Consider the following 23,281-nt stretch of genomic DNA (forward strand, 5'->3'; position numbering starts at 1 on the left):
TGATTTAAAAGAGAAAAGATTGGAGTTCCGGAGTATCCGGACAGGGTTTCCGCTAAACCGGACAGTGATTCCGGAGTAAGGCCAAAATCGTCCGGGTTAAATCGGAATGGGTGTCCGGATTAAAACGGGGGGAATGACTGTCCGGATAATGCCGGAATAGGTGTCCGGTTTGCTCCGGCGCATGCATCTACACCCATTGAGTCTTTTGTTCACGATGCAACAAAACCCACGAAGGCAAGGATCAAAAGCTGGGAGGATGACCTAAAACGTAACTTCAAGCACTCGAGATACATTAAGACTCTTTCAGATCTGCCTCTGGCTCAACATATAAAAAATGAAAGCTTGGATTTTTACTGGGGTAAGGCTGAAGTCCATTATGACTTGCCCTCAAAAGTCTACTCCCCAGAAGATACTGACCTTATGCTTCACCAACTAAGTGCTGTTATCAACCAAGCCGATGATGAATTATTATTGATCTCCCCTTATTTTGTGCCAACAGAGCAAGGGGCCGATGCATTAACTCAAGCGGTTGAAGAGGGCATTGATATCACGATTATTACGAATACACTGGCGTCGAATGATGTTTTCGCCGTCCATGGTTGGTACGCCAAATATCGAAAGCCACTTCTTGCCGGTGGTGTAAAAATCTATGAGGTGAAAGTTGATCCTAGCCTGAAAAAAAAGCGTTCTTGGCTGGGTAGCTCACGTACCAGCTTGCATGCAAAAACATTCATTATCGATCGTAAAAACCTCTTCGTCGGATCGTTTAATTTTGATCCCCGTTCTGCCTACCTGAATACAGAAATGGGCGTTTTGATTGAATCTGAAGAGTTCGGCAAAATTGTCTACCAAGAAATTGACCGTAATCTGCGCAAAAATACATACCGATTAGCTTTAAATGAAGATGGCAAAATAGAATGGCATAACGACTTACGCGGCACTATTACTCGTTCAGAACCAGATGCCAGTATTTGGCTGCGATTTTCAGCATGGTTTGCCGGATTATTACCGATTGAAGATCAGCTTTGATCTTCTTTATTCTTTAAAAAGGAAAAAGCCCCATCACTTAAGTTCATGGGGCTTTTACTAATCAATCTGGATAAGTCGTTGATCAAATATTTATTATGTAGGTTGGTATAACGTAAGCGTTATCAACTACGCGTTCAGCCGACCTGCCGCTGATGCAATGGCGCCTTTACCAACACCTTCATAAGCAATAACATCAACCGTTGAACCGATCTCAACAGATTCACTGACCTGCTCTGCGATATAAAGCGCAAGCAGTTCTACCGTTGTATCGGTTTCGATCATCTCAACATCACTTTTAGCAATCGCTAACTCAAACTCACCCTGAGGCGCCGTATAACGGAATGCATGATGACTTTGTTCATTCACCTCTGCGGCAAACGGGCTCAAATTAAGATCAGCCAACGTACATTCATCCTCTGCACTGCCAAGATAAATTTCTTGCCAACGCTGCGCCCACTGCTGCTCAAGCTCTATATTTCGCTGCCCGTTGATCAACAACTCAATCGGAGAGCGGTGGCCATGTGCAATACGTTGGCAATTTCCATCATGCTTTTTCAAGCCATGACTGTAATGATAGAAAGGTCCTGCGATCGGCTCATGGCGAAGTGTTATCTCCAACCCTTGAACATTCTCAGGTAACTGACCTTCTAGTACTTTGTAAATATGACGAGTGACAGATTCGATAGTGACTTCACTGTCTTCGATCAAGCAATAAGCCTGCTCAGGGCAGTGTAGATGAAGGCTTTTGTCTCCACGCAACAAATCAACGGTAGCATAGCCTGGTTTAGTTACTGCTGTACGAATTGCATCGCTTTGGCTCGGGACAATCAATCGATGATCGACGTATTCATCAACAATCTGTTTAATTTGTTTTTTTACCCGGCTGAAATCTAGCACCATGCTCATTTCATTCAACTCGCCCGACATTACCACATCGAGGATCCAACTCTCTCCTACCATACCTCGATGTTGGCAAAGGTAAGAGGAATCGATGACGGTAAGATCTCTAACAAATAGCTTCAAACTGAAGTCCTTACTGATTCTGGTTGCGGCATGGCATTATACGCAGCTATGTTCCTGAGTAAACCGCTCAAGCAAACCTCGCACCCACTAAAAGCGATAGGTGGCGCCAAGATACGCAGATGTCACCCCTTTAAGCTGAGTTTCAACCGTCACTGAATCGCCAGCACTGTTTTCAGCTTGCCAAGAACGACGTTCTGACGGCAACACGGTATGACGTAAGCCTACTTCAAGTCCCAAGTCGTCGATGACCTCCCAGCCCAAACCGGCTTGGATGCCAAAAACAACACCGCTGTCGTCATAACTGCCCGAAAAATCAGAGTCTGTTTCAGCAAACGCATAACCTATATGGAGACCAACAAAAGGCTTAACTGATGCTTGTGAGCGGAAAATATGATCCGCATTTAAAAGGTGGAGCCCAACGTTAATATCATAAGCATCCTCATCGTCAAACTGAGTGGTCGTTGTATGGTATTCAAAGCTGTAGTAAATACGCCCTTGCTTGTTTGGCGTGTACACCCCTAAATCCAGCGCACCAAAAGCGCCAAAATCGTCATCATCAGAGTCGATATCACCTGTGGTCACAGAAGCCGTGTTATCACTGCCAATTAAGTTAACCCCACCACGCAGTCCAACAAAGTACTGAAAACCTGGAGCTTGAACCGCCGGTTCAAGCTCCATCTGTGCTGTTACATCTTCATCACACCATGCATTCATAGAAAACAATGACAACAGAACCCCAGACGCAATTACTTTCCTTTTCATTTTCACCATACCTGTAGCGAAATTTCTCATTTTATTAGGGTCTGCTGACCTATCCCCAAAACTATCAATATCTTAATGTATACACAGTTTCAATACTAGCCAGCTTATTCTTCCCGCAGCCAACTAATCGCCTCTAGAGAGTCTTCGAAATACCGAACTTCACCACTGACAAACCAACTTCCCACCTTACTCATGACTTCTTGCCAATGTTGATTACCATAAATAGCAATTTTGTTGAATTTACGGCCAAATCTCAGCCCTAATTTGAGATCATCCCAAGCAGCGTGAAGATCCCAGCCTTCAAAATCGGTTCCGTCCATGTAAACATTAACAATCGGGTCGTCTATCCCTTCTAGCGCTTTTTCAATCAATGGCGTAATTTTTTCGTAGTCTGAATGGGTCAAGGTGCCAACAGCCTTCAACTCCATAAAAACCTGATCATCTAACCTATCGACCTCAAGATGGATACCATGGACATAACTCATGCTTGTTCCTCTTAGAATCCGGCTACCTCAATAGTTTATACCCAAGTGACATTTGTAGCAGATTGACGTCATCATGGTATTTCTACATATATTCAAAATATTGATATCGCTATTATTTACCATAGCCCCAGCAATGGTCTTTTTGTTTCCAGCCAAATAATTAACATCGCGGCCGCCATGATTCCGGTATGCATAACGAGTGCAAAGCACCGTTACTTTTGATCTCGTTTTTTCCAGTGGTAGCGCTTTGTCAGCTTTTTTTGCAAGCAAAAGAGAAGTATTTAGAAGCAATTACCTCCAGTTTAACACCAGCGTCTAACTTTTCGACAGTATTGATCGAACTGCTCACCAAACATCGCTTGCAGCACCGCTTCCTCAGGGGCAATCTGAAAGTTGTTCATATAGAACACAAACAGCCCTATCATGGCTAATGGGCTTAGCGCGGATAGATAAACGAATGCTGCACATAAGAAACAAAACAATCCTAAGTACATCGGATTGCGTGAATGACGATAGATCCCGGCCGTAACAAGCTTAGATGTTTTATTGGGAAATCGAGGATCAATGGTTGTTCTGGCCTTCGAAAAAGACCAAACAGCGCTAAGACCAAGGATGGTACCAATAAGACAAAAAAGCAGTACTAAGTAAGGCTGAGCGACAAAAGCAAAAGTATAAAGTGGCCAGTATTGAGCAAGACCGTACATACAACATAAGGTAATAATTAGTATTAGCGGGGGTGGCAAACGTAACTCCATCTTTATCTCCTTTTCCTTATCAGCACTTTATTTCAAGTTTAGAACTGATTGCAGTGATAGAGCGGACGTAGCATTGCCCACCGTTCACAAAATGTTTAAAATCGCGCTTTCACCCTGCGTCTGACTCTTCATATGAAAGAATTAAAATACCTACAAGGCTACCCCGATCAACTCATTAACCAAGTCAGTCAACTTGTTGAGCAAGGTAACCTCAAGCGATACCTGCTAAGCAAATACCCAGAGCAACATGCTATCCAATCAGAAAGATCACTCTATGAGTATGTCATCGAGTTGAAAAATCAATACCTGAAAAAATCAGCGCCAATCAGCAAAGTGGCTTACGACAGCAAGATCCATATGGTCAACCATGCATTGGGTATGCACAGCTTTGTGTCGCGCGTACATGGTAGCAAGCTCAAGTCAAAAAATGAGATACGGATATCGACTATCTTTAAACAGGCACCACAACCTCTACTGCGAATGATCGTGGTTCATGAATTAGCACATGTTAAAGAAAAAGATCACAACAAGGCATTTTACCAGTTATGCAACCATATGGAGCCTGACTACCACCAGCTAGAGCTGGATGCCCGTTTGTTGTTAACCCAGCTTGAAATCGACGGTCCGCTATACAACTAAGTCATTTGGGTATAAAACTAGCTATCTGGATCATTTAATTTCTGGCAATTATTGCACTTTTGCCTAAAATACCCAGCTAACTACATTATTAGGTGTTTACATGAAAATTTGTGCTGTTGAGCTTCGTAGCAACGAAGCCATAATTTGCCTTCTTTCCCAAAATGACGGTCTGTTTGATCTTCCTGAGTGTCGCTCTCAAAAGTTCATCATGCAAGACTCAATGGACAATGAGCAGATGCGTAAATTCCAGCAGACTTTCAAAAAGCTACTGGATGACTACCAAATCGATCGTGTTGTGATCCGTACGCGTGAAACACGTGGTAAGTTCGCAGGTAGCGCGGTTGGCTTCAAACTTGAAGCCGCTATTCAATTAATTGAAGGCATTGAAGTTGATTTCATGACGAGCCAAGAAATCAAACAAAAGCTAAAGCGCAATCCACTTGCTATCGAATTCCGCGCAACTGGCCTTCGCCAGTTCCAAGAAGCGGCATTTATGACAGGTTATGCCTACATGGGCAAGTACTAAGCCTGTATGCTTAATCGCATGCAAAAAGCCAGCTAAGCTGGCTTTTTTTGTATTCGGGCCTGCTTAAAGAACATCACTTTGATTTCTGTACGCTGATCACTGCTAACTTTGTTAACTTTGTTAACTTTGTTAACTACGATAATGACGCTTCTTCCTTAGCTTATACAAAGTCAATATCAGCAATGTACTGACAACAACAGAAAGAACAACAAATGCATAGATCAAGAGGTTGCTACTCTTCATCCATATCAATAAATGAAAAGCACTGAAAAAGAAAATAAAATAACCACCAATCACGGTGAATAACTTATAAAAATCGACCTCACTGACTTTCTTTAACATCACTGAACGCTCCTATTGCTATACCCAAGCAACTTCTGACAAACATCAGTCACGTGGGATACGTTACAAGTATGGTTCCTCCTGCCAGCTTTGCCTCTACCTTGAATAAATACTTTATATCCAACCGATTAAGTTCACTGTGATAAATGCCTTTCAGATACAAAATAGAACAATTAATCACCAACATACATAGTGTTAACTGTATCCTCTTTTGTCCTATACGCTGTGGGCAAGCTCTCAGCTTTCGCAGTTTGGTTTACCTATACTCATCAATAGGATGGCAGTTCTTTCTGCCGCTGTCACATCGAAAAGGAACTCAAATGGATAAGGTATACGATTACATCATTGTCGGTGGTGGTATTGTCGGTATATCAACGGCTTGGCAACTCATACAACGCCACCCCGATGCATCAGTTATCGTCGTAGAGAAAGAAGACACGCTTGCTGCACATCAAACAGGCCATAATAGTGGCGTAATTCATGCTGGTGTCTACTATGCGCCAGGAAGCCTGAAGGCAACACTCTGTAAAGCAGGAGAAAAAGCTACCAAAGCTTTTTGTACTGAGCATCAAATCCCTTTTGAGCAATGTGGCAAACTCTTAGTTGCTACTGACGATGCCGAATTAAACAGAATGCAGGCACTTTATAAACGATGCTTAAAAAATGGCATTGAAGTTAAGCTGCTAAACCAAGAGCAGTTACAGCAACAAGAGCCTAATATTACAGGGCTTGGGGCCATATTGGTCAATGCTACAGGCATCGTGGATTATAAAAAAGTCACCAATAAAATGGCAGAATTATTTGTTCAACTCGGTGGTGTGATTGCCAAGCGTTCAACCGTTACTGCCATTCAAGAGCAGACAGATACTCTCTTTATTGACTGCCAGAACGACGGCCAACCTTTTCAGCTGCAAGGGCGGTTCTTGATTTGCTGTGGGGGGTTGATGGCTGATCGCTTAACACAGATGATGAACATCGATACCGAGTTTCAAATTATTCCCTACCGAGGGGAATATTACCGCCTATCGCCGCAGCACAACCACATAGTAAGCCATCTGATCTACCCAATCCCTGATCCGGATTTACCCTTCCTGGGTGTACACCTCACCCGAATGATAGATGGCACAGTGACCGTTGGTCCAAATGCCGTGCAGGGTTGGAAGCGAGAGGGATACAGCCGGGTCAACTTCAGTGCCAAAGACACAATCGAAATGCTAACGTTCAAAGGTTTTTGGAAAGTTAGCGCTAATCACCTCAAGGCAGGATTAGTCGAAACTAAAAACTCATGGTGGAAACCCGGCTACCTCAAACTGGTCAATAAATACTGCCCACAACTCACAACCTCAGATCTAACCCCTTACCCAGCAGGAATTCGCGCTCAGGCGGTATTAAGTGACGGTTCGCTAGTCCATGACTTTCTGTTTGCCGAAAGCCCACGCAGCCTTCATGTTTGTAATGCTCCTTCCCCCGCGGCAACCTCAGCGATACCTATAGGCAGTTACATCTGTGATAAAGTTCTCGCTAACACGTATGCCTAGGGTTTGTTATGGGTAATGATGGTTTTATACCCCGTTTCTGCAGATCCAACAAAATCCACAAAATTGCGGATACAGTCCAGAGCATCTTCTGGGTGGTGGGAAACATAAAGCAACTGGCTTAATTGGTTCTTTGCAATCATCTCCAAGGCATTCTTGACCAATTGGCGATTGAGAAAATCTAACCCTTGATAAGGCTCATCCAAGATCAGCAACTTTGGCCGTTTAATTAGTGCTCGGGCCACCAACAATAGCCGCTGCTGTCCGTATTCAAGTTGCTTAAATGACGTCGAGGCCAAGTGCGACATATGTAACAGAGCTAACCAGTCTCTGGCCTGCTTTATCTCCTCGATACTCGGCTGCTGATACAAACCAATGGAGTCATAAAAACCAGAGAGTATAGTATCTAGCGCCGAGCAGGAAACTCTGTATTGAAGGTGGAAAGCAGAAGACACCATACCAATGTGCTGCTTGATATCCCAAATCGTTTCACCACTCCCCCGCTTGATCCCAAAGATCTCGATATCATTGCTGTAGCACTGGGGGTGGTCACCAAATATCAGGCCCAGCAGCGTACTTTTACCGCAACCATTTGCCCCTCTGATCTGCCAATGCTCATGGTTGTTAATTTGCCAATTGACCTCATCAAAAATCAATTTATCTGTATATTCAACCTTGCCATTGCGAATAGCAATTAACGGATTAGCCATTTGGGTTTGATGCTGGTATTGCTGAATCAATGCCAGCATGGCTTCACTGCGCTCACTTGATTGTGCCCGCAAGTGTGCCAGTAAAGGTAAAGACTCCCATTCGCTTCGTGGATAAATACCGGTGAGCTTCTCTTCGTCGAAAACACCAACATGGGTAATACTGTCGGGCAAAGCCTGCTCACGGGAAGTGATTAATATAACCTGCAAGTCTTGATGCAGTTGCTCAATGAGGCTAATGAGCTGTTTTTGATGAGCAATATCCAAGCCAGCTAGAGGATCTTCTAAGATCAACAACTGAGGTTGCTCCGCTAATGCCCTGGCGAACATGACTCGACGGGTTTCTCCGGTAGATAGGTGACGAAATCCGCTATATCTAAGCCCTTGAAGATCCAATAGCGTGAGCAGGTTTTCTGCCTGTTCCGTATCGTCACAATTTGCAACGATCAATTCCTCAACACTTGTTCCTTTATCCAGCCTATCAAGAAAATCGGTGTCGTCATTGGCAAGTTCTTCCTCAAGCAACACCTGCTGTTGGGCTAAGGACACCGAACTTATCTTTTCCGGCAAACCCGAGATTTCACCGGTAATATCTGCTTGTTCGCCAAGCCCCTTTCCATTAACCAACAGTTGAGCGAATACCGAGCCAGCATCGCCTTTGGCGCAAAAGAAAGCCCAATGCTGGTCAGGATGTATTTCTAACTGGGGAATCGATAAGCAGTTGACCGGTGTATTGGAGTCCGGTTGTTCAGTTTGAAGTGTGACTTGGTGTAGCTTGATAGACATCGGCTTCCTTCCCTGTAAGACCCATTGCGGATGAATAGATACCTTACATGCACTAAGGGAAGTCAATCAAATTAGGTTTAGCGAAAGAAGGTTAGTTTTTTGGAAAAGCCATGGTAATTGCACCACCATAGCACGATGTTCGACACTGACCGCATCCATCACAAGAATCAACCCTCACTACTGGCACTTGGTTTTGTCTAATATCTATAGCCTGATGGGGGCACTGCTCGGCGCAAAGTTCACAGTAACCTGATAAGCGGTTAGCACAACGAGCAGAGAACTCCGGCCGCACACCAATATCTTTGATTGCGGATGAAAGAGCTTGAGTCGGGCAAGCTTTTTGGCACTCCCCACACTGACTGCAGTCATTGTATTCAAGATTTAATTGAGGGTAGCCTTCCGGTCGCTCAATCACTTGCTGGGGGCAAGCCTTCTCACATTCGTCACATGACTGACAAACTTGCAGAAATAATGCTTCTTCGATCGCCCCCGGAGGCCGGGGAACCGTGCGAACGATTACCGGTGTTTGCGCCTCTTTCTTTACGCGGTTTGCACCAGAGAACAAACCTCGAAGCAGACCACGGCGGCTTACCGTGTAATGCTCCATACATGCTTTGTAATATCGTTCGTCACGTTCAGCCATTAGAAGTAAACCTTTTTCTCCACTGCTGACACCGCAAGTTCCTCGGTGATAAATGCCAACCACTGCTGTGCCATCGCACCTAACAATTGGTAAGACTGCGTCTTGGCATTTTTCTGCATTAATTCTAGATAGCGAGGGGCCCACGGAAGCAAATGAACTGATAACAACACCTTAATAGACTCATTATCATTCGTTTCAGCCAACTTCGACATCGCCATTAGCATCAAGCCAAACTGATCTTCAGGCTCACGCATACCCGTATCAAGGCTCATTGCCTTCTCAGCCAGAAAATGACGGTAATCAACGGTGGTTTCACCAAAAATGACTTGCTCACGATCAAGGTACACTGATCCCCACGGAGGCGCAGGCATCACTTCACAGCCTTCAAAAAGTTGCTGGAAGTCCATCGCAAGATCTTCTGCTCCGTCGGCCTCAACGGCTTGGAGCAACTCTGCAAACAGTGAACCTTCTTGTTCATCACTATCATCAGCAATCATTTGACAGACTTGCTGGTTCGTCTCATGAGTAAGTGGATAATAAAAAAAGCTACCCAGAATACGAGCGATTGTTGAAATGTGCTCCATGGTCACATTTGCCTCCAAAAATATGTAATATCTTGCAATAAGATTTCATGATACCAGTGGAATAACAGCTCAATTATGTTAACCACCAGTATTTTCGATCAAAACGATAGCCGATAACAAATACGAAAAACATGCTTCAGAACAATATTTCCTACTTTAAATCATTGATAATGAATGAGAAGCACTCTCATCAACCCAGACAAAGAAACAACCTGTTACACACATTAACCCCTCCACTCACATTGTTACAAATGTATTGATATTTAAAAATATTCCCCATGATTTCTTGATCGACGGCAAAGTTAAACGTTCTCACTGACGGAAAAATACGTGTCAGAAGCCTACCCACTTAGGGTAGGACTATTAGTCAATACCGAGAATGTCGTGTCATGAAATCACAATTCAAAAAGCTATTGGCACCTAAATTCACCCGTCGAGACTTTGTTAAGTCAAGTTCGGCGCTAGGTGGATTAGCTGCAGTTGCCGGCAGTATTTCACTGCCATTTAAATCGAGTAAAGTCGAAGCCGCAACAACAACCGATGAAAAGGTCGTTTGGAGTGCCTGTACCGTAAACTGCGGTAGCCGTTGTCCGCTACGTATGCACGTTTCAGACGGTGAAATTAAATGGATTGAGACTGATAACACCGGTGATGACCAGTACGGTAATCACCAGGTACGTGCTTGTTTGCGTGGTCGCTCAATGCGCCGCCGTGTATACAACCCTGACCGCTTGAAGTACCCAATGAAGCGTGTTGGTAAACGTGGTGAAGGTAAATTCAAGCGTATCAGCTGGGATGAAGCTTTTGATGAAATCACCAACAACCTGAACCGTATCCGTAAAGATTACGGTAGCGAAGCGGTATACCTGAACTACGGTACAGGTACCCTGGGTGGCACAGTCACTAAATCGTGGCCACCAGGCGCAACCTTGATTGCTCGTTTAATGAACCTAAGCGGCGGTTACCTAAACCACTACGGTGACTACTCTACAGCGCAGATTGCTGCGGGTATGCCTTACACTTACGGTAATGGTGCCAATAACTCATTCTCTGATCTTGAGAACACCAAACTGATTGTTCAGTTTGGTAACAACCCTGCTGAAACCCGTATGTCAGGCGGTGGCCAGATCCACCACTTGATGGAAGGCAAAGAGCGTTCCAACGCCAAAATGATCGTGATTGATCCTCGCTACACCGATACAGCCGGTGGCCGTGAAGATCAGTGGATTCCAATCCGCCCGGGTACCGATGCCGCGTTTGTGGCCGGTATGGCGCACGTGATGATCACCGAGAACTTGGTCGATCAGCCTTTCCTTGATAAATATTGTGTTGGTTACGACGAGAAGACGCTACCTGCTTCTGCGCCTGCGAACTCTGACTATAAGTCATACATTCTTGGCCGTGGTGAAGACCAGACTGAGAAGTCACCAGCTTGGGCGGCAGACATTACTGGTATTCCTGCTGACATTATCATCAAACTTGCGCGTGAAATCGGCTCAACTAAGCCTTGTGCAATCTTCCAAGGTTGGGGCCCTCAACGCCATGCCAACGGTGAACTAGCGGCTCGTTCAATTGCTATGCTAGCAATCCTGACCGGCAACGTCGGTATCAATGGTGGTGGTACCGGTTCTCGTGAAGGTAACCAAGCGATTCCTTTCGTTCGTTTCCCTATCCCTGAGAACCCAGTTAAAACAGCTATCTCGATGTTCCTATGGACAGATGCGATTACACGCGGTCCAGAGATGACAGCAAAAGCAGATGGTGTCCGTGGTAAAGACAAGTTGGATGTGCCAATCAAGTTCATCTGGAACTATGCGGGTAACTGCCTAATCAACCAACACTCAGACATCAACCGTACGCATGACATCCTACAAGATGACAAAGCATGTGAAATGATCGTCGTTGTTGATAACCACATGACCTCATCTGCCAAGTACGCTGATATCGTTCTACCTGATCTTACAACTTCAGAGCAATCTGACTTCTGTATGGACGGCGCAGCGGCAAACATGCCGTACTTCATCTTTGCCAGCCAAGCTATTGAACCTGTTTTCGAAGCCCGCAGCATCTATGACATCTGTACTGGCATTGCTAAACGCCTAGGTATTGAAAAAGAGTTCACCGAAGGTCGTGATCAAGAAGGTTGGCTACGCCACCTGTATGCACAAACTCGTGAGCTTGACCCTACTCTGCCGGGCTTTGATGCGATGCGTGAACAAGGTATTTACAAGCGTAAGGCTGAGCACTTCGTTGCCCACGCTGATTTCCGCAAAGATCCAGAAAGCAACCCACTCGCGACACCATCGGGTAAAATTGAAATCTACTCTGAACGCCTTGCAGATATTGCTGCTGAATGGGAACTGCCTGAAGGTGACGTGATCCACCCGCTGCCGGTATACGCTTCAACCTTTAACGGTTGGGACGATCCGAAACGTAAGGATTACCCTCTTCAACTTACAGGTTTCCACTACAAATCTCGTACTCACTCAACCTATGGCAACGTAGAGCAACTGATGGAAGCGGCTCCACAACAAATGTGGATGAGCCCGATGGATGCAGAACAACGCGGGATCAAAAACGATGATGCCATCCGCATCTTCAATGAGCACGGTGAAATTCACCTAACGGCGAAAGTAACCCCTCGCATGATGCCGGGTGTTGTTGCACTAGGTGAAGGTGCTTGGTACGCACCCAATAAGAACGGTGTTGATCAAGGCGGTAGCATTAACGTATTGACCACCCAGCGCCCAAGCCCGCTGGCGAAAGGTAATCCGCAACACACCAATCTAGTCGACGTGCAACTGCTGAAAAAAGCATAAGGTTTAAACCATGAAACAATACGGTTTTTATATCGATTCAAGCAAATGCACCGGCTGTAAAACATGTCAGCTTTCGTGCAAAGATAACAAGGACTCAGACATCGGCGTTAACTACCGCCGCGTCTACGAATACACCGGTGGTAACTGGGTAAAAGAAGGTGAAACTTTCCGTCAGGACGTTTTCTCTTACTACCTATCTATTGCCTGTAACCATTGTGACGAGCCAGCTTGTGCCAAGGTGTGTCCATCGGGTGCTATGCACAAGCGTAAAGAAGATGGCCTTGTTGTGGTTGATACTGATACTTGTATCGGCTGTCAGTACTGTTCAATGGCTTGTCCTTACGGTGCACCACAGTACAACGCAGAGAAAGGTCACATGACCAAATGTGATGGCTGTTACGAGCGTGTAGGCCAAGGTCTAGATCCTATCTGTGTTGGCTCTTGCCCGCTTCGTGCTCTTGAGTTTGGTCCTATCGATGAGTTGCGTGCAAAGTACGGCACTAATGCTGATGTCGCACCGCTACCGTCGTCGTTAAAAACAAAACCAAACCTCGTCATCAAAGCAAACCGTCATGCCCGCCCTACTGGCGATCGTACCGGTTTCCTAGCAAACCCTAAGGAGGTATAAGATGGCTTGGCATGAATGGCCCCTGATCCTATTTACTGTATTGGCACAAACAGCTGTGGGTGCTTTCATCCTACTGGGTGGCGTGATCCTGAGCGGCAAGTTATGTATAGGTGTGAATGACCGTGTACATAAAGCTATGTTCTTCATCTGGGTGATCATGGGGATGGGCTTTATGGCTTCAACCATGCACCTAGGTAGCCCATTGCGTGCATTCAACGCACTCAACAATGTGGGTAGCTCCTGGCTATCCAATGAAATCTTCACCGGTAGCGCATTCTTCGCTCTGGGTGGTGGTTACTGGCTGCTAGAAATGCTGGATAAAGGCAATGAGAAGATCCGCAAGGCTTTACTTGTTGCTGGCATGATGGTGGGTCTAAGCTTTATGTTCTCAATGACCAAACTGTACCTGCTAGACACAGTGCCTACGTGGAACACGGTGTACACACCAATCGCTTTCCTAAGCACCATGGTAGTATCTGGCCTGATCTTCGGTCACCTGCTACTAACCGGCGCTCAGCACAAAATGGTTAAGCTTGATCGCGTATTGCCATACGTGGGTGCAGTTGCCATTGTGATTAGCCTCGTTGCCCTAATTAGCCAACTGATTGGTCTTGCTGATATCCAAACCTCGGTGACCACCGCGACAGAGCTAATCCCTAACATGGCGCAGCTTCAGATCATCCGTGTAGGCTTACTACTTGGCGCCCTAGCTGTCTGGTTCATTCCAAACCTTATGAGCAGCCGTCCGGGTGTACCCGTAATGGTGGTTAGCTTTAGTTTGGTGCTGCTATCAGAATTGGTTGGCCGCGGTATCTTCTACGGCCTGCACATGACAGTGGGTATTTAACACTCAATAACAAGTTTCAACTAAACAAAACGGGAGCCTTTAAAAGGCTCCCGTTTGTTTTTAGCTCTAATCAATGATTAAAAATTAGCTGTCATACCCAAGTACCAGCTACGTGGTTCAATGGAGTAGCTACGACGGGTCACTTCAAAATCATCAAACTGCTCATCAGTAATATTGCGCACACCGGCACGTAGACGCCAATCGCTGTTGATCAGGTAGTTCATACCTAGGTCAGCAGTTGTGAAGCTTGGACGGTATAAATCACTACCAGAATCAATCAGGGCTTCACCTGTGTAGTTAACGCGTAGGAAGGTATCAACGTAATCAGTCGCGTACCAAGTAGCACGTACATTCGCTTGATGGTCTGGGCGGTCTTCAAGTGCTTTACCCGTTGATTTATCTTCAGTATCCAGATACGTATAGGCACCGTTAAGCTGGATTGACTCAGTCACGTTATAGTGAGCGGTCAATTCAAGACCTTGAGTCATGGCTTTGTTAATGTTCTTGTAAGTAAAGATATCTTTGCCATCTGGAGATGTACCTACAGCATTGTCACGGTCTTGATCAATCAAGTTTTTGATATCATTACGGAATAAGCCGGCTTCAATACTCCAAAGCGCCTCGTTGTAGATAGCAGACACTTCGTAGCTAACGCTGGTTTCTGGATCAAGATCTGGGTTACCAACAACCTGGCAATCACCTTTACAGCTGTTAATGACGTTTTCTTCTGATGTTTGCAGTAGAGTTGGTGCATTAAATGCCGAACCCACACCACCTTTCAACGTTAGCTTATCCGTTACTGTGTTAACCAAGTAAGCACGCGGGCTCCAGTGGCTACCGTATGATTCATGAAAATCGAGGCGAGTACCGTATGTCAGTGTATAAGCGTCATTAATTTCCCACTGATCTTGTACAAACAGTGCCTGCTCATGAACATCGGCCTTACCGGTTTCTGTTAGGCTCTCAGGGTTATCAAGCTCTGAATAGCTCCACTCACCACCAAAGGTCAGCGTGTGGCTGCCAAAATAAGTTGTACCATGGCCATAAGCTTGCTGGTTTGTTTCATCGATATCAGACACACCGGTATCAACTGATGCTGCATCAACACTCGATACCGCATCACGGTTATAGCGAAGTTGCGCTTCACCCCAATCGAACATACCGTTGTAGGTTAGCGCTTGCATATCACGTTTTACACGTGAGTCAGAGTCAGTAAGGCCGACTGTTGACTCAATCATACCGTCACGTTCATCGTCGGTATAAGAAAAATCAAACGCGATATCATGCATATCATTGATATACCAAAGAAGATTACCGCTTACCGCAAGGGTTTCGCGCTCTTCAAGTGTTGTCGCTTGCGAGCGATCATATTCACCGTTTGAACCTTCTGCCTGACCAGAGAAAGCGCTATAAGCATCACGCTGTGTTTGGCTAACAGCAAACGACATATACAATTCATCGTCAATCAGCGCACCAGAAGTGTTAAACCCAGCAGAGTATTGACCACCGTTGTCATCATCACGGTAGCTGTAATCACCACTGATCTGTGAATTCCACTCATTGGTCGGTTGCTTTGTAATAACGTTGATCACCCCACCCAATGCCTCAGAACCATACAGTGCTGACATCGGGCCACGAATGACTTCTACACGCTCAATGCTTTCTTTTGGAATCGCAGACAAATCAAAGTCGTTACCGCGGAAGATAGCATTTGAAGAGCTAAGCTTACGGCCATCCACCAAAATCATAGTAAATTTAGGATTAAGACCGCGAATCGAGATCATTTCACGCCCAGCTCGGCCACCGTCCATTTGGCTTTCAACACCAGCAATGTTTTGCACCAAATCATTCAATGCCAAGCTTGGCTCTGAAAGAATATCTTCTTCCGTAACCACCGATATTGACGCTGGCGCCTTCGCTAACGTTGTCTCCGTGCGAGTTGCAGTAACAACCATTTGCTCATCTGTTTTCTCTTCTTGAAGATCGAACTCTGCATACACAGGAGCAGATAAAAACACAGAAGCAACAGCCAATGCCAATGGCTTGCGAATGAAGTGGGAGCTGGTAAACATAAATGTCCTTATAGAACTATAAAACAGAATGATAATAATTCGCATTAGATATCTTATTTGGTTAAATAGCAATACAAGTTCCATTCTTAATATGAATTGTGACTATTCATATTAAGAATATCCATTCAGGAACGCATTCACCTTTCAACTTATATACAACTGCTTGATTACCTCGCGAACCCACATGCACAAGTCATCATTGTGATATCGCTTATGCCAATACAAATAAACATCTTGATAGGGAGACCTCAGTCCTTCAGGTACAGGACGCGCCACTAAATTACGGCTGATGCAGGCTTCTTCGGCAAAGGGGGTTGGTAAGTGAAAGATGACATCTGAATGCTCAGCCATGGCAGGAGCGACGTTGAAGTTAGTCAGCATCAATGGCGTAGAAACAGGCTTACTCCTATCGCTCAAACCAAGATCTCTAAAGCGTTGCTCAATGGATAAGTTTCTGTCTCCATGTAATGAAATCTGACCAAACTGGCATTCAGCCAACTTTTCCGGAGTCAGCTCCTGCTCTGCTAAGGGATGATCAGCACTCATCAATAACCTGAAATCTCGCGACGCAATAAAGCTACGATAGATATTTTGCTCTGATGAAGGAGGCTGTTGAGTTGAGAGAACAAAGTGGACATCACCGGCGATTAAGGCGTCAAAGTGTCGCTTAGGAACGGTATCTAGCTCGAGTGTCAATAACGGCGCATGCTCTCTGAGGTATTGGAAAACTTTCGGTAGTAACCAATTCACCTGTGGAACCAAACCGAAGACTTTCAATGACTTTTGGCATGTTTTTGGATCAAACTCTTGATTGTGCACCAACCTCTCCAAAGAAGCCAGCATAGCACTGAGCTCGGCCTTTACCGACTCCGCTTTTGGCGTCAACTCATAGCCATGACTAACTCGGACTAGAAGCTCATCTTTAAACAGCGCTCGACACTTTTGCAGCGAGCGACTTACAGATGGCTGACTGATATTCAACGCCTGCGCAGTATTCGAAACGTGCTTTCGCTCTAGAAGATGTTTCAGAACGATAAGATGACTGATATCTATTTGGCATAAATTCATAGTTTATTTGCTGTTCTTGTTTTTAATTAATTGCTGTTTTTTTAAGCTTAGATGGCTGAGATAGCCACCCAAATGCACTTTGCGAATACAAGAAGAATACACATTCAAAATATGAATAACCACTATTCATTGACAACATACAGTGAAGCATCTGAAATGTGCTACAAATAACATCCCGAGCGATAGAGTGTAAGTAAACATTAATATTGCTATCCTTTATGCCTCTTTCATGAGTAATATCAATAAAAACAATTCTCATTTGTGATTAGATTGCATTTATCAGCTTTTAATCAGCTCTAAGATTTACAAGGTTCGTTATGACTCGCTTTACTACTGCGCTAAAATCGGCACTTCTTATGGGTGCAATGGCAATCAATTTACCAGCATTGGCAGAATCCGTTACTGTTCAACACACATTAGGCACGACGACCATTGAAAACACACCGCAACGTGTTGTTGTTGTTGGTGGCCACGGCAGTCTTGATACTCTAAACCGACTTGGTATTGAGCCTGTTGGTGCGGTAACTAGAATGCTGCCAGAATACCTTGCTGATTACAGTGAAAAAGCCACCTCAATCGGCAGCATGAAAGAAGCGAATTTCGAGCAGATTTTCACCCTGAACCCTGATGTGATCATCGCGGAAGGTCGTGCAGCAGACGCGTACCCAACGCTATCTCAAATCGCTCCAACTGTTATGCACGTCGTCGAGAACGGTAACTACTGGGAAGACACCAAGAAAAACTGGCGTATGCTGGGCAAAGTTTTTAACAAAGAAGCAGAAGCTGAGCAACTGATTGCTGAAACAGAAGCGCAATTCGCTGAAGTACGCGAGCAAGTACAAGAGCAAGGCCTGAAAACACTAGCCGTTATGAACAACGGTAATAACGTTTCAATGTTTGGTGAAGCCAGCCGTTTCTCTGTGCTGTTTGACGAGTTTGGCTTTGCGCCAGCCCGCACTTCTGATACCCAAAACCCTCATGGGAATCTAATCTCATTTGAATTCATCGCTGATGCAGCGCCTGATGTACTATTCGTCCTTGACCGTGAAAACGCTATTGGCCAAAGCTCTGGTAAAGCGCAGCAGCTATTTGATAACCCGCTGATCAAGAGCACCCCTGCTTATAAGAACAACCGCATTGTCTACCTAAACTCAAGCGCATGGTACCTGACAATCGCAGGGGTTAATGCAACAGAAATCATGATTGATGATGCTCGAAAAGCAGTAACATCTACTCAATAACAACCTATCAGCCCGGCAATAGCCGGGCATAAATACTCATGCATAATAAAAAATTACTCTGGGCGGTTATCGCCCTTTTCCCTCTAGCAGCGTTTTCACTCTTTATTGGTGTTGCCAATATTAGTTTTGATAGCTTGCTAGCCGGCGATGAACATACCCTATCCATTCTTCTTGGCAGCCGTCTGCCTCGCCTACTTGCCATTTGTCTAGCCGGTGCGGGACTAAGTGTCGCAGGTTTGATCATGCAGCAAGTCTGCCAAAACCGCTTCGCTGCCCCTTCGACTACGGGTACGATTGATTGTGCAATGTTGGGATACGTTCTCGGTATTGTCTTTTTTGCCGGTGCCAACCGCTGGGTTAGTCTAGGGGTTATCCTTACCTTCTCGTTAGTTGGTACCCTCTTATTCGTTCAGTTTTTACAACGACTACAGTTTAAAAATGCTGTCTTGGTACCTCTGATCGGTATTATGTACGGCAATGTCATCTCAGCAATGACGACGTTTATCGCCTACCGATATGATCTTGTTCAAACCATGTCGGCCTGGACGGTTGCCAACTTTGCCTCTGTTCTTCAAGGCAACTACGAATTCCTCTACCTTGCCCTACCGGCTTGTTTGATCGCCTACTACTACGCCAGCCAGTTTAGTGCTGCCAGTGTTGGTGAAAGCTTTGCTAAAAATATTGGTTTAGATTTCCAAAAGATCGTTTTCATTGGCGTGTTGATAGTAGCAATCCTTGCATCGACCGTCGTTATGATCGTTGGTGTCATTCCGTTTCTGGGGTTAATCATTCCAAACTTAGTCGCTATTTTCATGGGCGATAACATGCGCCGTAACCTGCCTTGGACAGCCTACTGGGGCGTAGTGATGGTATTAACGTGCGATATCCTAGGTCGCTTGATTATCTTCCCTTATGAAATGCCAATTTCGATGATCATCAGTATCTTCGGTGGTGCGGTATTTATTGCTCTTGTACTGAAGGATAAATCCAATGCGTGACAGTGTTAAAGTCTCCCTACTCGCGGTATTGGGGTTACTCATTACTGTCTACTTTATTGGTCAGGGTCTTAATGCCCAGAATTACCAGTTTTTCCTATCGTTAAGACTCCCTAAAGTCATGGCCATTGTTCTGGCCGCTATTGCGATTTCAACGTCGTCACTGGTATTTCAGACCATTACCAACAACCGAATTTTAACGCCTTCTATCCTTGGCTTCGATTCGCTCTACGTAATGATTCAGGTCATCATCATCGTGATGTTCGGTAGTATGAGCGTGTGGTTTGCTGATGCGAAAGTTAACTTTCTGATCACGACTCTAACAATGAGCGTTTTCTCCATGGTACTGTTCAGCCTGTATTTCCGTCGGGCCAATAGCAATGTCTTCACTCTGCTACTCATTGGTATCGTCTGTGGCAGTCTGTTTAGCAGTATTTCCAACTTCTTTACCATGATCCTCGACCCTAACGAGTTTGCCAACTTGCAGAACACCATGTTTGCCAGCTTTAATAACGTCAATGCCGATCTGGTGTACTGGTCGACTATTCCGCTGGGGATCTGTATCGCTATCTTGTATTCCCTTGCCCATAAACTGGATGTGTTCTGGCTGGGTACAGACAATGCCAAAAGCTTAGGCGTAGATACTCACAAGGTCACGATGCAGGTAATGATGGTGATCACCGTAATGGTGGCAATATCAACAGCCTTAGTGGGGCCTGTACTGTTCTTCGGCTTAATCGTCGTTAGCCTGACTCGCCAACTATTTCGTAGCTACCACCATAGCTTCCTAATGCTGGCAGCCAGCACAATGTCTGTTGTACTGCTGGTTGGTGGTCAATGGATGATTGAAAAAGTCTTTGCTTTCGATACCACGATCAGCGTCATCATCAACTTTGTTGGCGGTAGTTACTTCCTTTATCTTCTAATGCGTAACAAGTTTTGATTTATCATGATTAAATTAACTGGACTCTCAAAAAAATATAACAACACCTTGGTGGTTAGCGAGGCGAGCGCGCTGTTCCCATTAGGAGAAGTAACCTCAATTATCGGCCCGAATGGCGCGGGTAAAAGTACCCTACTTTCGATGGCTAGCCGACTGACCGAAAGTGATGCAGGTGAAGTATTGATCGCCGGAAAACCGCTATCACAGTGGGATACCCAAGAGCTGTCTAAACGTTTAGCCGTGTTGCGTCAGTCGAACAACATCAATATGCGCTTTACTATTCGTGAACTAGTTGCCTTTGGTCGCTTCCCGCACAGCAAGGGCCGCTTAACCGATGAAGATAACCGCGTTATTGACGAAGCGCTTGAGCACCTTGATATCACTGATATTCAAGATAAATTCTTGGATCAACTGAGTGGTGGTCAACGCCAAATGGCCTTCATCGCGATGGTAGTGGCGCAAGATACTGACTATATCTTCCTTGATGAACCGCTGAATAACTTGGATATCAAGCACTCTGTTGAGATTATGCAGACTATCCGCCAGCTTGCCCATAAGATGAATAAAGCCGTCGTTATCGTGATCCACGATATCAACTTCGCATCGTGCTATTCCGACAATATTGTCGCAATGCGAAAAGGTGAAGTGATCAAAAGCGGTAAAGTTGATGACGTTATCCAGCAGTCAATCATGGAAGATATCTACAACATTCCATTCAAGATCCAAGAGGTCGATGGCAGCCGGATCTGTATGTATTACGGCAGCTGATGAACAATATTTAACAAGATATAAAATACATAAAACTATTATTCATCCAATAATATAAAAGCAACAAAAAGCCCTGATAGTTTATATATCAGGGTTTTTTATTCACAACTTGTATTGTGATTACGTTATTTTTCTTTAAGAGTTTGTGCTTCCAACGCCATGCTGTCTTCACGCTTCAGCACTTTGTGACCGTCTTCTGTCACACCTTTTTTCCAATAGCTGCTGAAATAACACATTTTGCGGTCAACACCTTTCTCAGAAGTAATGTAACTGCGAACAGCACGCATCTCGCTAAATTCGCAGGCACACCATACAGCAAGGTCGCTGCAATCTAAGTCTAACGCTTTGACGGAATCAGATAACAAACCTCCACCACTGATGTTAACAACTAACGTCATCCCAGTCGGAAGGTTTAATGCTTGTACGTCCGCTTCGGCCGTCACATCAAGAACAACAAAACCCTCAGCAGTTTCAGGTAATAATGCTAACTTGCCCTGTAACGCTGTTTGAGCCGTCATATCTGCTACCAACAAAAAACGTTCTGCATCAACAGGCATTGCTTGAATTGGGCGAGGGCCTACCAACGAGATAGTGTCACCGGCTTGCGCTTTGAGCGCCCAGCGGGATGCGTAACCACCAATCTCAGGTGTCATATCACCATCAACTCCAGCCAGTTCATGTTTGGCAACATCAATCGTGATTGTGCCTGCTTCATCCCTAGTTCCGGCTTGATAGCCTGAAACTGTAAAGGTGCGCATCATCGGTCTTTGCCCCTCAGGCAGCGCACTGATATCTGTACTGCCATCAGCAGTGAAAAGGAACTTCACATATTGCCCGACACTCTCTTGAGAAAAGTGTTGGCTCCCTTCACCGCCAAGCGTTAAACGGATCATGTTTGGGGTGATCAGCTCGTTACCCATGACAGAAAGTTGTTTTGGGCTCATCTTTGGACTCATCGCCTGGGCCATGTAATACTCCACGAAAAAAGTGATAATAATATTGATTATCACTTATAATTTTATATTACTTCAACTTATAATTCGCCTCTATGGCATTTAATTAGGTATTGATGACAGTAAATCGCTTACCATTGGTGACAGAATTATGGGAAAGGGAAGATTTTAGTGGGTATAATGCGAGGAGAAAGCCAACGGGTATACCTCGCTGGCTTTTTTTAAGAGTTTAATGTCTAGTATGAAATATGCATTATAAACAAAAATACTACTCTTCAATAAACTCGAGTTTTAAGTTTGACTTAGTTTTTATACATTGAAATTGTAGACTTGATATCACCCGATGCACCCAGTGTACGGCGGTTTAACACCCCTAGGTCCCAATCTTTACCCGCCGGAATGTATTCCCAACGGTTTATCTTAATATCTTTGTCGTCACAAACGTCTGACGATTCTAAATCATCACTATCGCACCAACGAATAGTGCTGTTCAACTGTGCAAGAGTCGCCTTACTCTCATGGCCTTCACCATTCGTAGTAAACCACCAGTAATCCATAGCGGCAAGATCAGCATAAGAGACAGTTTCATCTAGCTCTTCCAGCTCACAGTCGCTAGAAAATTCCATACCTTTAACCACAACACCATCGCTGTTGAATTCATACGTTGACTCTGCAACCGAATCACAACCAAGACGTGTTGCTACGGCCCTCCAAGTTCCAGTAAAGTCGACATATCGCTCAGATTCAGGGCCATCAACTAAATAAGTAAAGCTGATACTTTCAGACTGACGACCAACATAGTACCCGTTTAAGTTCGTACGGTTTTTAACTTCGGTGTAAACGCCAGTTGTTCGATCATAACTCGCGGATAAAATGTCCTTCCTTAGTTCTGAACCAGGCTCTTCATCATCATCGCTGTCGTCAAACTCGACCACTGAAAATTTCGTCAGGCTCGCCTCTGAACAATCCTTATTAGCAAGGCAAGGATAAATGCCACCATACTCGGTCACTTCATCCCATGTCATCTCTTCATCCTCATCTGAGGCTTTACGTGGGCGTTGTTGAACAAATCCTGGGAACCTTTTGGTAGCGCGATGATCTGATCCCTCGACACAGTGAAGGGAGCAGACC

Annotated in this window: 22 protein-coding genes and 1 pseudogene; 11 read left to right on the forward strand and 12 right to left on the reverse strand. The window is 44.9% G+C overall.

The genetic code is table 11. The features are described from left to right. Positions 1-420: 420 nt before the first annotated feature. On the forward strand, positions 421-1,029 hold the full coding sequence (locus tag NHN17_RS21250; RefSeq protein ID WP_255044640.1) for a phospholipase D-like domain-containing protein: 609 nt from the start codon (positions 421-423) through the stop codon (positions 1,027-1,029). A gap of 126 nt (positions 1,030-1,155) precedes the next feature. Here the strand turns inward: NHN17_RS21250 and NHN17_RS21255 are convergent, their stop codons facing one another. From NHN17_RS21255 to NHN17_RS21270, 4 genes are all read right to left on the reverse strand, one after another. Further along, positions 1,156-2,052: a 6-pyruvoyl trahydropterin synthase family protein gene (locus tag NHN17_RS21255; RefSeq protein WP_255044641.1), complete on the reverse strand. Its 897-nt coding sequence runs from the start codon at positions 2,050-2,052 to the stop codon at positions 1,156-1,158. Positions 2,053-2,139: 87 nt separating this feature from the next. Then, complete coding sequence (locus tag NHN17_RS21260; RefSeq protein ID WP_255044642.1) at positions 2,140-2,814, reverse strand: outer membrane beta-barrel protein; 675 nt, start codon at positions 2,812-2,814, stop codon at positions 2,140-2,142. Between the two features lie 104 nt (positions 2,815-2,918). Next, a complete protein-coding gene (locus tag NHN17_RS21265; RefSeq protein WP_255044643.1) occupies positions 2,919-3,299 on the reverse strand; it encodes a SpoIIAA family protein in 381 nt (126 codons plus the stop codon). 302 nt (positions 3,300-3,601) lie between these two features. Then, complete coding sequence (locus NHN17_RS21270) at positions 3,602-4,054, reverse strand: methyltransferase family protein (protein ID WP_255044644.1); 453 nt, start codon at positions 4,052-4,054, stop codon at positions 3,602-3,604. A 132-nt stretch (positions 4,055-4,186) separates the two neighbouring features. On the opposite strand from NHN17_RS21270, the gene NHN17_RS21275 reads away from it, so the two are divergent. Then, a complete protein-coding gene (locus NHN17_RS21275; protein WP_255044645.1) occupies positions 4,187-4,693 on the forward strand; it encodes a M48 metallopeptidase family protein in 507 nt (168 codons plus the stop codon). 100 nt (positions 4,694-4,793) lie between these two features. Then, on the forward strand, positions 4,794-5,219 hold the full coding sequence (locus NHN17_RS21280) for a DUF3010 family protein (RefSeq protein WP_255044647.1): 426 nt from the start codon (positions 4,794-4,796) through the stop codon (positions 5,217-5,219). A gap of 129 nt (positions 5,220-5,348) precedes the next feature. On the opposite strand, the gene NHN17_RS21285 is transcribed toward NHN17_RS21280, so the two are convergent. Next, positions 5,349-5,561 carry a hypothetical protein gene (locus NHN17_RS21285; protein ID WP_255044648.1) on the reverse strand — a complete coding sequence of 71 codons (213 nt, stop codon included), beginning with the start codon at positions 5,559-5,561 and terminating at the stop codon, positions 5,349-5,351. A gap of 320 nt (positions 5,562-5,881) precedes the next feature. Between NHN17_RS21285 and lhgD the strand changes: the two genes are divergently transcribed. Then, positions 5,882-7,099 carry an L-2-hydroxyglutarate dehydrogenase gene (gene lhgD / locus NHN17_RS21290; protein ID WP_255044649.1) on the forward strand — a complete coding sequence of 406 codons (1,218 nt, stop codon included), beginning with the start codon at positions 5,882-5,884 and terminating at the stop codon, positions 7,097-7,099. Here lhgD and modF read toward each other — a convergent pair. From modF to dmsD, 3 genes are all read right to left on the reverse strand, one after another. After that, positions 7,096-8,589 (reverse strand): molybdate ABC transporter ATP-binding protein ModF, encoded by a 1,494-nt coding sequence (gene modF / locus NHN17_RS21295; protein WP_255044650.1) that lies wholly within the window; start codon positions 8,587-8,589, stop codon positions 7,096-7,098. The two genes, lhgD and modF, sit on opposite strands and share 4 nt — an antisense overlap. A 91-nt stretch (positions 8,590-8,680) precedes the next feature. Continuing rightward, complete coding sequence (napF, locus tag NHN17_RS21300; protein WP_255044651.1) at positions 8,681-9,232, reverse strand: ferredoxin-type protein NapF; 552 nt, start codon at positions 9,230-9,232, stop codon at positions 8,681-8,683. Further along, positions 9,232-9,816, reverse strand: coding sequence for a Tat proofreading chaperone DmsD (dmsD, locus tag NHN17_RS21305; RefSeq protein WP_255044662.1), 585 nt, complete (start codon positions 9,814-9,816; stop codon positions 9,232-9,234). Before dmsD ends, napF begins: the two co-directional genes overlap by 1 nt. A 389-nt stretch (positions 9,817-10,205) precedes the next feature. Between dmsD and NHN17_RS21310 the strand changes: the two genes are divergently transcribed. From NHN17_RS21310 to NHN17_RS21320, 3 genes are read left to right on the forward strand one after another with little or no spacing between them, the layout of a single operon-like run. Continuing rightward, entirely contained in the window at positions 10,206-12,635 is a 2,430-nt protein-coding gene (locus tag NHN17_RS21310; protein ID WP_255044652.1) for a DmsA/YnfE/YnfF family dimethyl sulfoxide reductase, read from the forward strand. 10 nt (positions 12,636-12,645) lie between these two features. Next, complete coding sequence (locus NHN17_RS21315) at positions 12,646-13,263, forward strand: DMSO/selenate family reductase complex B subunit (protein ID WP_255044653.1); 618 nt, start codon at positions 12,646-12,648, stop codon at positions 13,261-13,263. A 1-nt stretch (position 13,264) separates the two neighbouring features. Next, a complete protein-coding gene (locus NHN17_RS21320) occupies positions 13,265-14,110 on the forward strand; it encodes a dimethyl sulfoxide reductase anchor subunit family protein (RefSeq protein ID WP_255044654.1) in 846 nt (281 codons plus the stop codon). Between the two features lie 77 nt (positions 14,111-14,187). On the opposite strand, the gene NHN17_RS21325 is transcribed toward NHN17_RS21320, so the two are convergent. Together NHN17_RS21325 and NHN17_RS21330 are read right to left on the reverse strand one after the other, a co-directional pair. Beyond that, complete coding sequence (locus tag NHN17_RS21325; protein WP_255044655.1) at positions 14,188-16,182, reverse strand: TonB-dependent receptor domain-containing protein; 1,995 nt, start codon at positions 16,180-16,182, stop codon at positions 14,188-14,190. A gap of 144 nt (positions 16,183-16,326) precedes the next feature. After that, positions 16,327-17,250, reverse strand: coding sequence for a LysR family transcriptional regulator (locus NHN17_RS21330; RefSeq protein WP_255044656.1), 924 nt, complete (start codon positions 17,248-17,250; stop codon positions 16,327-16,329). A 317-nt stretch (positions 17,251-17,567) separates the two neighbouring features. On the opposite strand from NHN17_RS21330, the gene NHN17_RS21335 reads away from it, so the two are divergent. Genes NHN17_RS21335 through NHN17_RS21350 form a run of 4 tightly spaced genes read left to right on the forward strand, consistent with a single transcriptional unit; the run spans position 17,568 to position 21,197 of the window. Next, positions 17,568-18,491 carry a siderophore ABC transporter substrate-binding protein gene (locus NHN17_RS21335; RefSeq protein ID WP_255044657.1) on the forward strand — a complete coding sequence of 308 codons (924 nt, stop codon included), beginning with the start codon at positions 17,568-17,570 and terminating at the stop codon, positions 18,489-18,491. 38 nt (positions 18,492-18,529) lie between these two features. Next, positions 18,530-19,489, forward strand: a complete 960-nt coding sequence (locus tag NHN17_RS21340; RefSeq protein WP_255044658.1) for an ABC transporter permease — start codon at positions 18,530-18,532, stop codon at positions 19,487-19,489. After that, complete coding sequence (locus tag NHN17_RS21345; protein ID WP_255044659.1) at positions 19,482-20,429, forward strand: iron chelate uptake ABC transporter family permease subunit; 948 nt, start codon at positions 19,482-19,484, stop codon at positions 20,427-20,429. Before NHN17_RS21340 ends, NHN17_RS21345 begins: the two co-directional genes overlap by 8 nt. Before the next feature lie 6 nt (positions 20,430-20,435). Continuing rightward, complete coding sequence (locus tag NHN17_RS21350) at positions 20,436-21,197, forward strand: iron ABC transporter ATP-binding protein (protein ID WP_255044660.1); 762 nt, start codon at positions 20,436-20,438, stop codon at positions 21,195-21,197. 125 nt (positions 21,198-21,322) lie between these two features. Here the strand turns inward: NHN17_RS21350 and NHN17_RS21355 are convergent, their stop codons facing one another. Continuing rightward, positions 21,323-22,141 (reverse strand): siderophore-interacting protein, encoded by an 819-nt coding sequence (locus tag NHN17_RS21355; protein WP_255044661.1) that lies wholly within the window; start codon positions 22,139-22,141, stop codon positions 21,323-21,325. A 311-nt stretch (positions 22,142-22,452) separates the two neighbouring features. Then, positions 22,453-23,281, reverse strand: a pseudogene (locus tag NHN17_RS21360) (hypothetical protein); the annotation flags it as partial.

The organism is Photobacterium pectinilyticum, assembly GCF_024357955.1.
Classification (GTDB): Bacteria; Pseudomonadota; Gammaproteobacteria; order Enterobacterales; family Vibrionaceae; genus Photobacterium; species Photobacterium pectinilyticum.

Excerpts from the sequence above, each read along its gene's own strand:
- NHN17_RS21250 (WP_255044640.1), top strand. The coding sequence starts at position 421 with ATGCTTCACCAACTAAGTGCTGTTATCAACCAAGCCGATGATGAATTA.
- NHN17_RS21260 (WP_255044642.1), bottom strand. The coding sequence starts at position 2,814 with ATGAAAAGGAAAGTAATTGCGTCTGGGGTTCTGTTGTCATTGTTTTCT.
- NHN17_RS21265 (WP_255044643.1), bottom strand. The coding sequence starts at position 3,299 with ATGAGTTATGTCCATGGTATCCATCTTGAGGTCGATAGGTTAGATGAT.
- NHN17_RS21270 (WP_255044644.1), bottom strand. The coding sequence starts at position 4,054 with ATGGAGTTACGTTTGCCACCCCCGCTAATACTAATTATTACCTTATGT.
- NHN17_RS21275 (WP_255044645.1), top strand. The coding sequence starts at position 4,187 with ATGAAAGAATTAAAATACCTACAAGGCTACCCCGATCAACTCATTAAC.
- NHN17_RS21280 (WP_255044647.1), top strand. The coding sequence starts at position 4,794 with ATGAAAATTTGTGCTGTTGAGCTTCGTAGCAACGAAGCCATAATTTGC.
- NHN17_RS21285 (WP_255044648.1), bottom strand. The coding sequence starts at position 5,561 with ATGTTAAAGAAAGTCAGTGAGGTCGATTTTTATAAGTTATTCACCGTG.
- lhgD (WP_255044649.1), top strand. The coding sequence starts at position 5,882 with ATGGATAAGGTATACGATTACATCATTGTCGGTGGTGGTATTGTCGGT.
- modF (WP_255044650.1), bottom strand. The coding sequence starts at position 8,589 with ATGTCTATCAAGCTACACCAAGTCACACTTCAAACTGAACAACCGGAC.
- napF (WP_255044651.1), bottom strand. The coding sequence starts at position 9,232 with ATGGCTGAACGTGACGAACGATATTACAAAGCATGTATGGAGCATTAC.
- dmsD (WP_255044662.1), bottom strand. The coding sequence starts at position 9,816 with ATGGAGCACATTTCAACAATCGCTCGTATTCTGGGTAGCTTTTTTTAT.
- NHN17_RS21310 (WP_255044652.1), top strand. The coding sequence starts at position 10,206 with ATGAAATCACAATTCAAAAAGCTATTGGCACCTAAATTCACCCGTCGA.
- NHN17_RS21315 (WP_255044653.1), top strand. The coding sequence starts at position 12,646 with ATGAAACAATACGGTTTTTATATCGATTCAAGCAAATGCACCGGCTGT.
- NHN17_RS21320 (WP_255044654.1), top strand. The coding sequence starts at position 13,265 with ATGGCTTGGCATGAATGGCCCCTGATCCTATTTACTGTATTGGCACAA.
- NHN17_RS21325 (WP_255044655.1), bottom strand. The coding sequence starts at position 16,182 with ATGTTTACCAGCTCCCACTTCATTCGCAAGCCATTGGCATTGGCTGTT.
- NHN17_RS21330 (WP_255044656.1), bottom strand. The coding sequence starts at position 17,250 with ATGAATTTATGCCAAATAGATATCAGTCATCTTATCGTTCTGAAACAT.
- NHN17_RS21335 (WP_255044657.1), top strand. The coding sequence starts at position 17,568 with ATGACTCGCTTTACTACTGCGCTAAAATCGGCACTTCTTATGGGTGCA.
- NHN17_RS21340 (WP_255044658.1), top strand. The coding sequence starts at position 18,530 with ATGCATAATAAAAAATTACTCTGGGCGGTTATCGCCCTTTTCCCTCTA.
- NHN17_RS21345 (WP_255044659.1), top strand. The coding sequence starts at position 19,482 with ATGCGTGACAGTGTTAAAGTCTCCCTACTCGCGGTATTGGGGTTACTC.
- NHN17_RS21350 (WP_255044660.1), top strand. The coding sequence starts at position 20,436 with ATGATTAAATTAACTGGACTCTCAAAAAAATATAACAACACCTTGGTG.
- NHN17_RS21355 (WP_255044661.1), bottom strand. The coding sequence starts at position 22,141 with ATGAGCCCAAAACAACTTTCTGTCATGGGTAACGAGCTGATCACCCCA.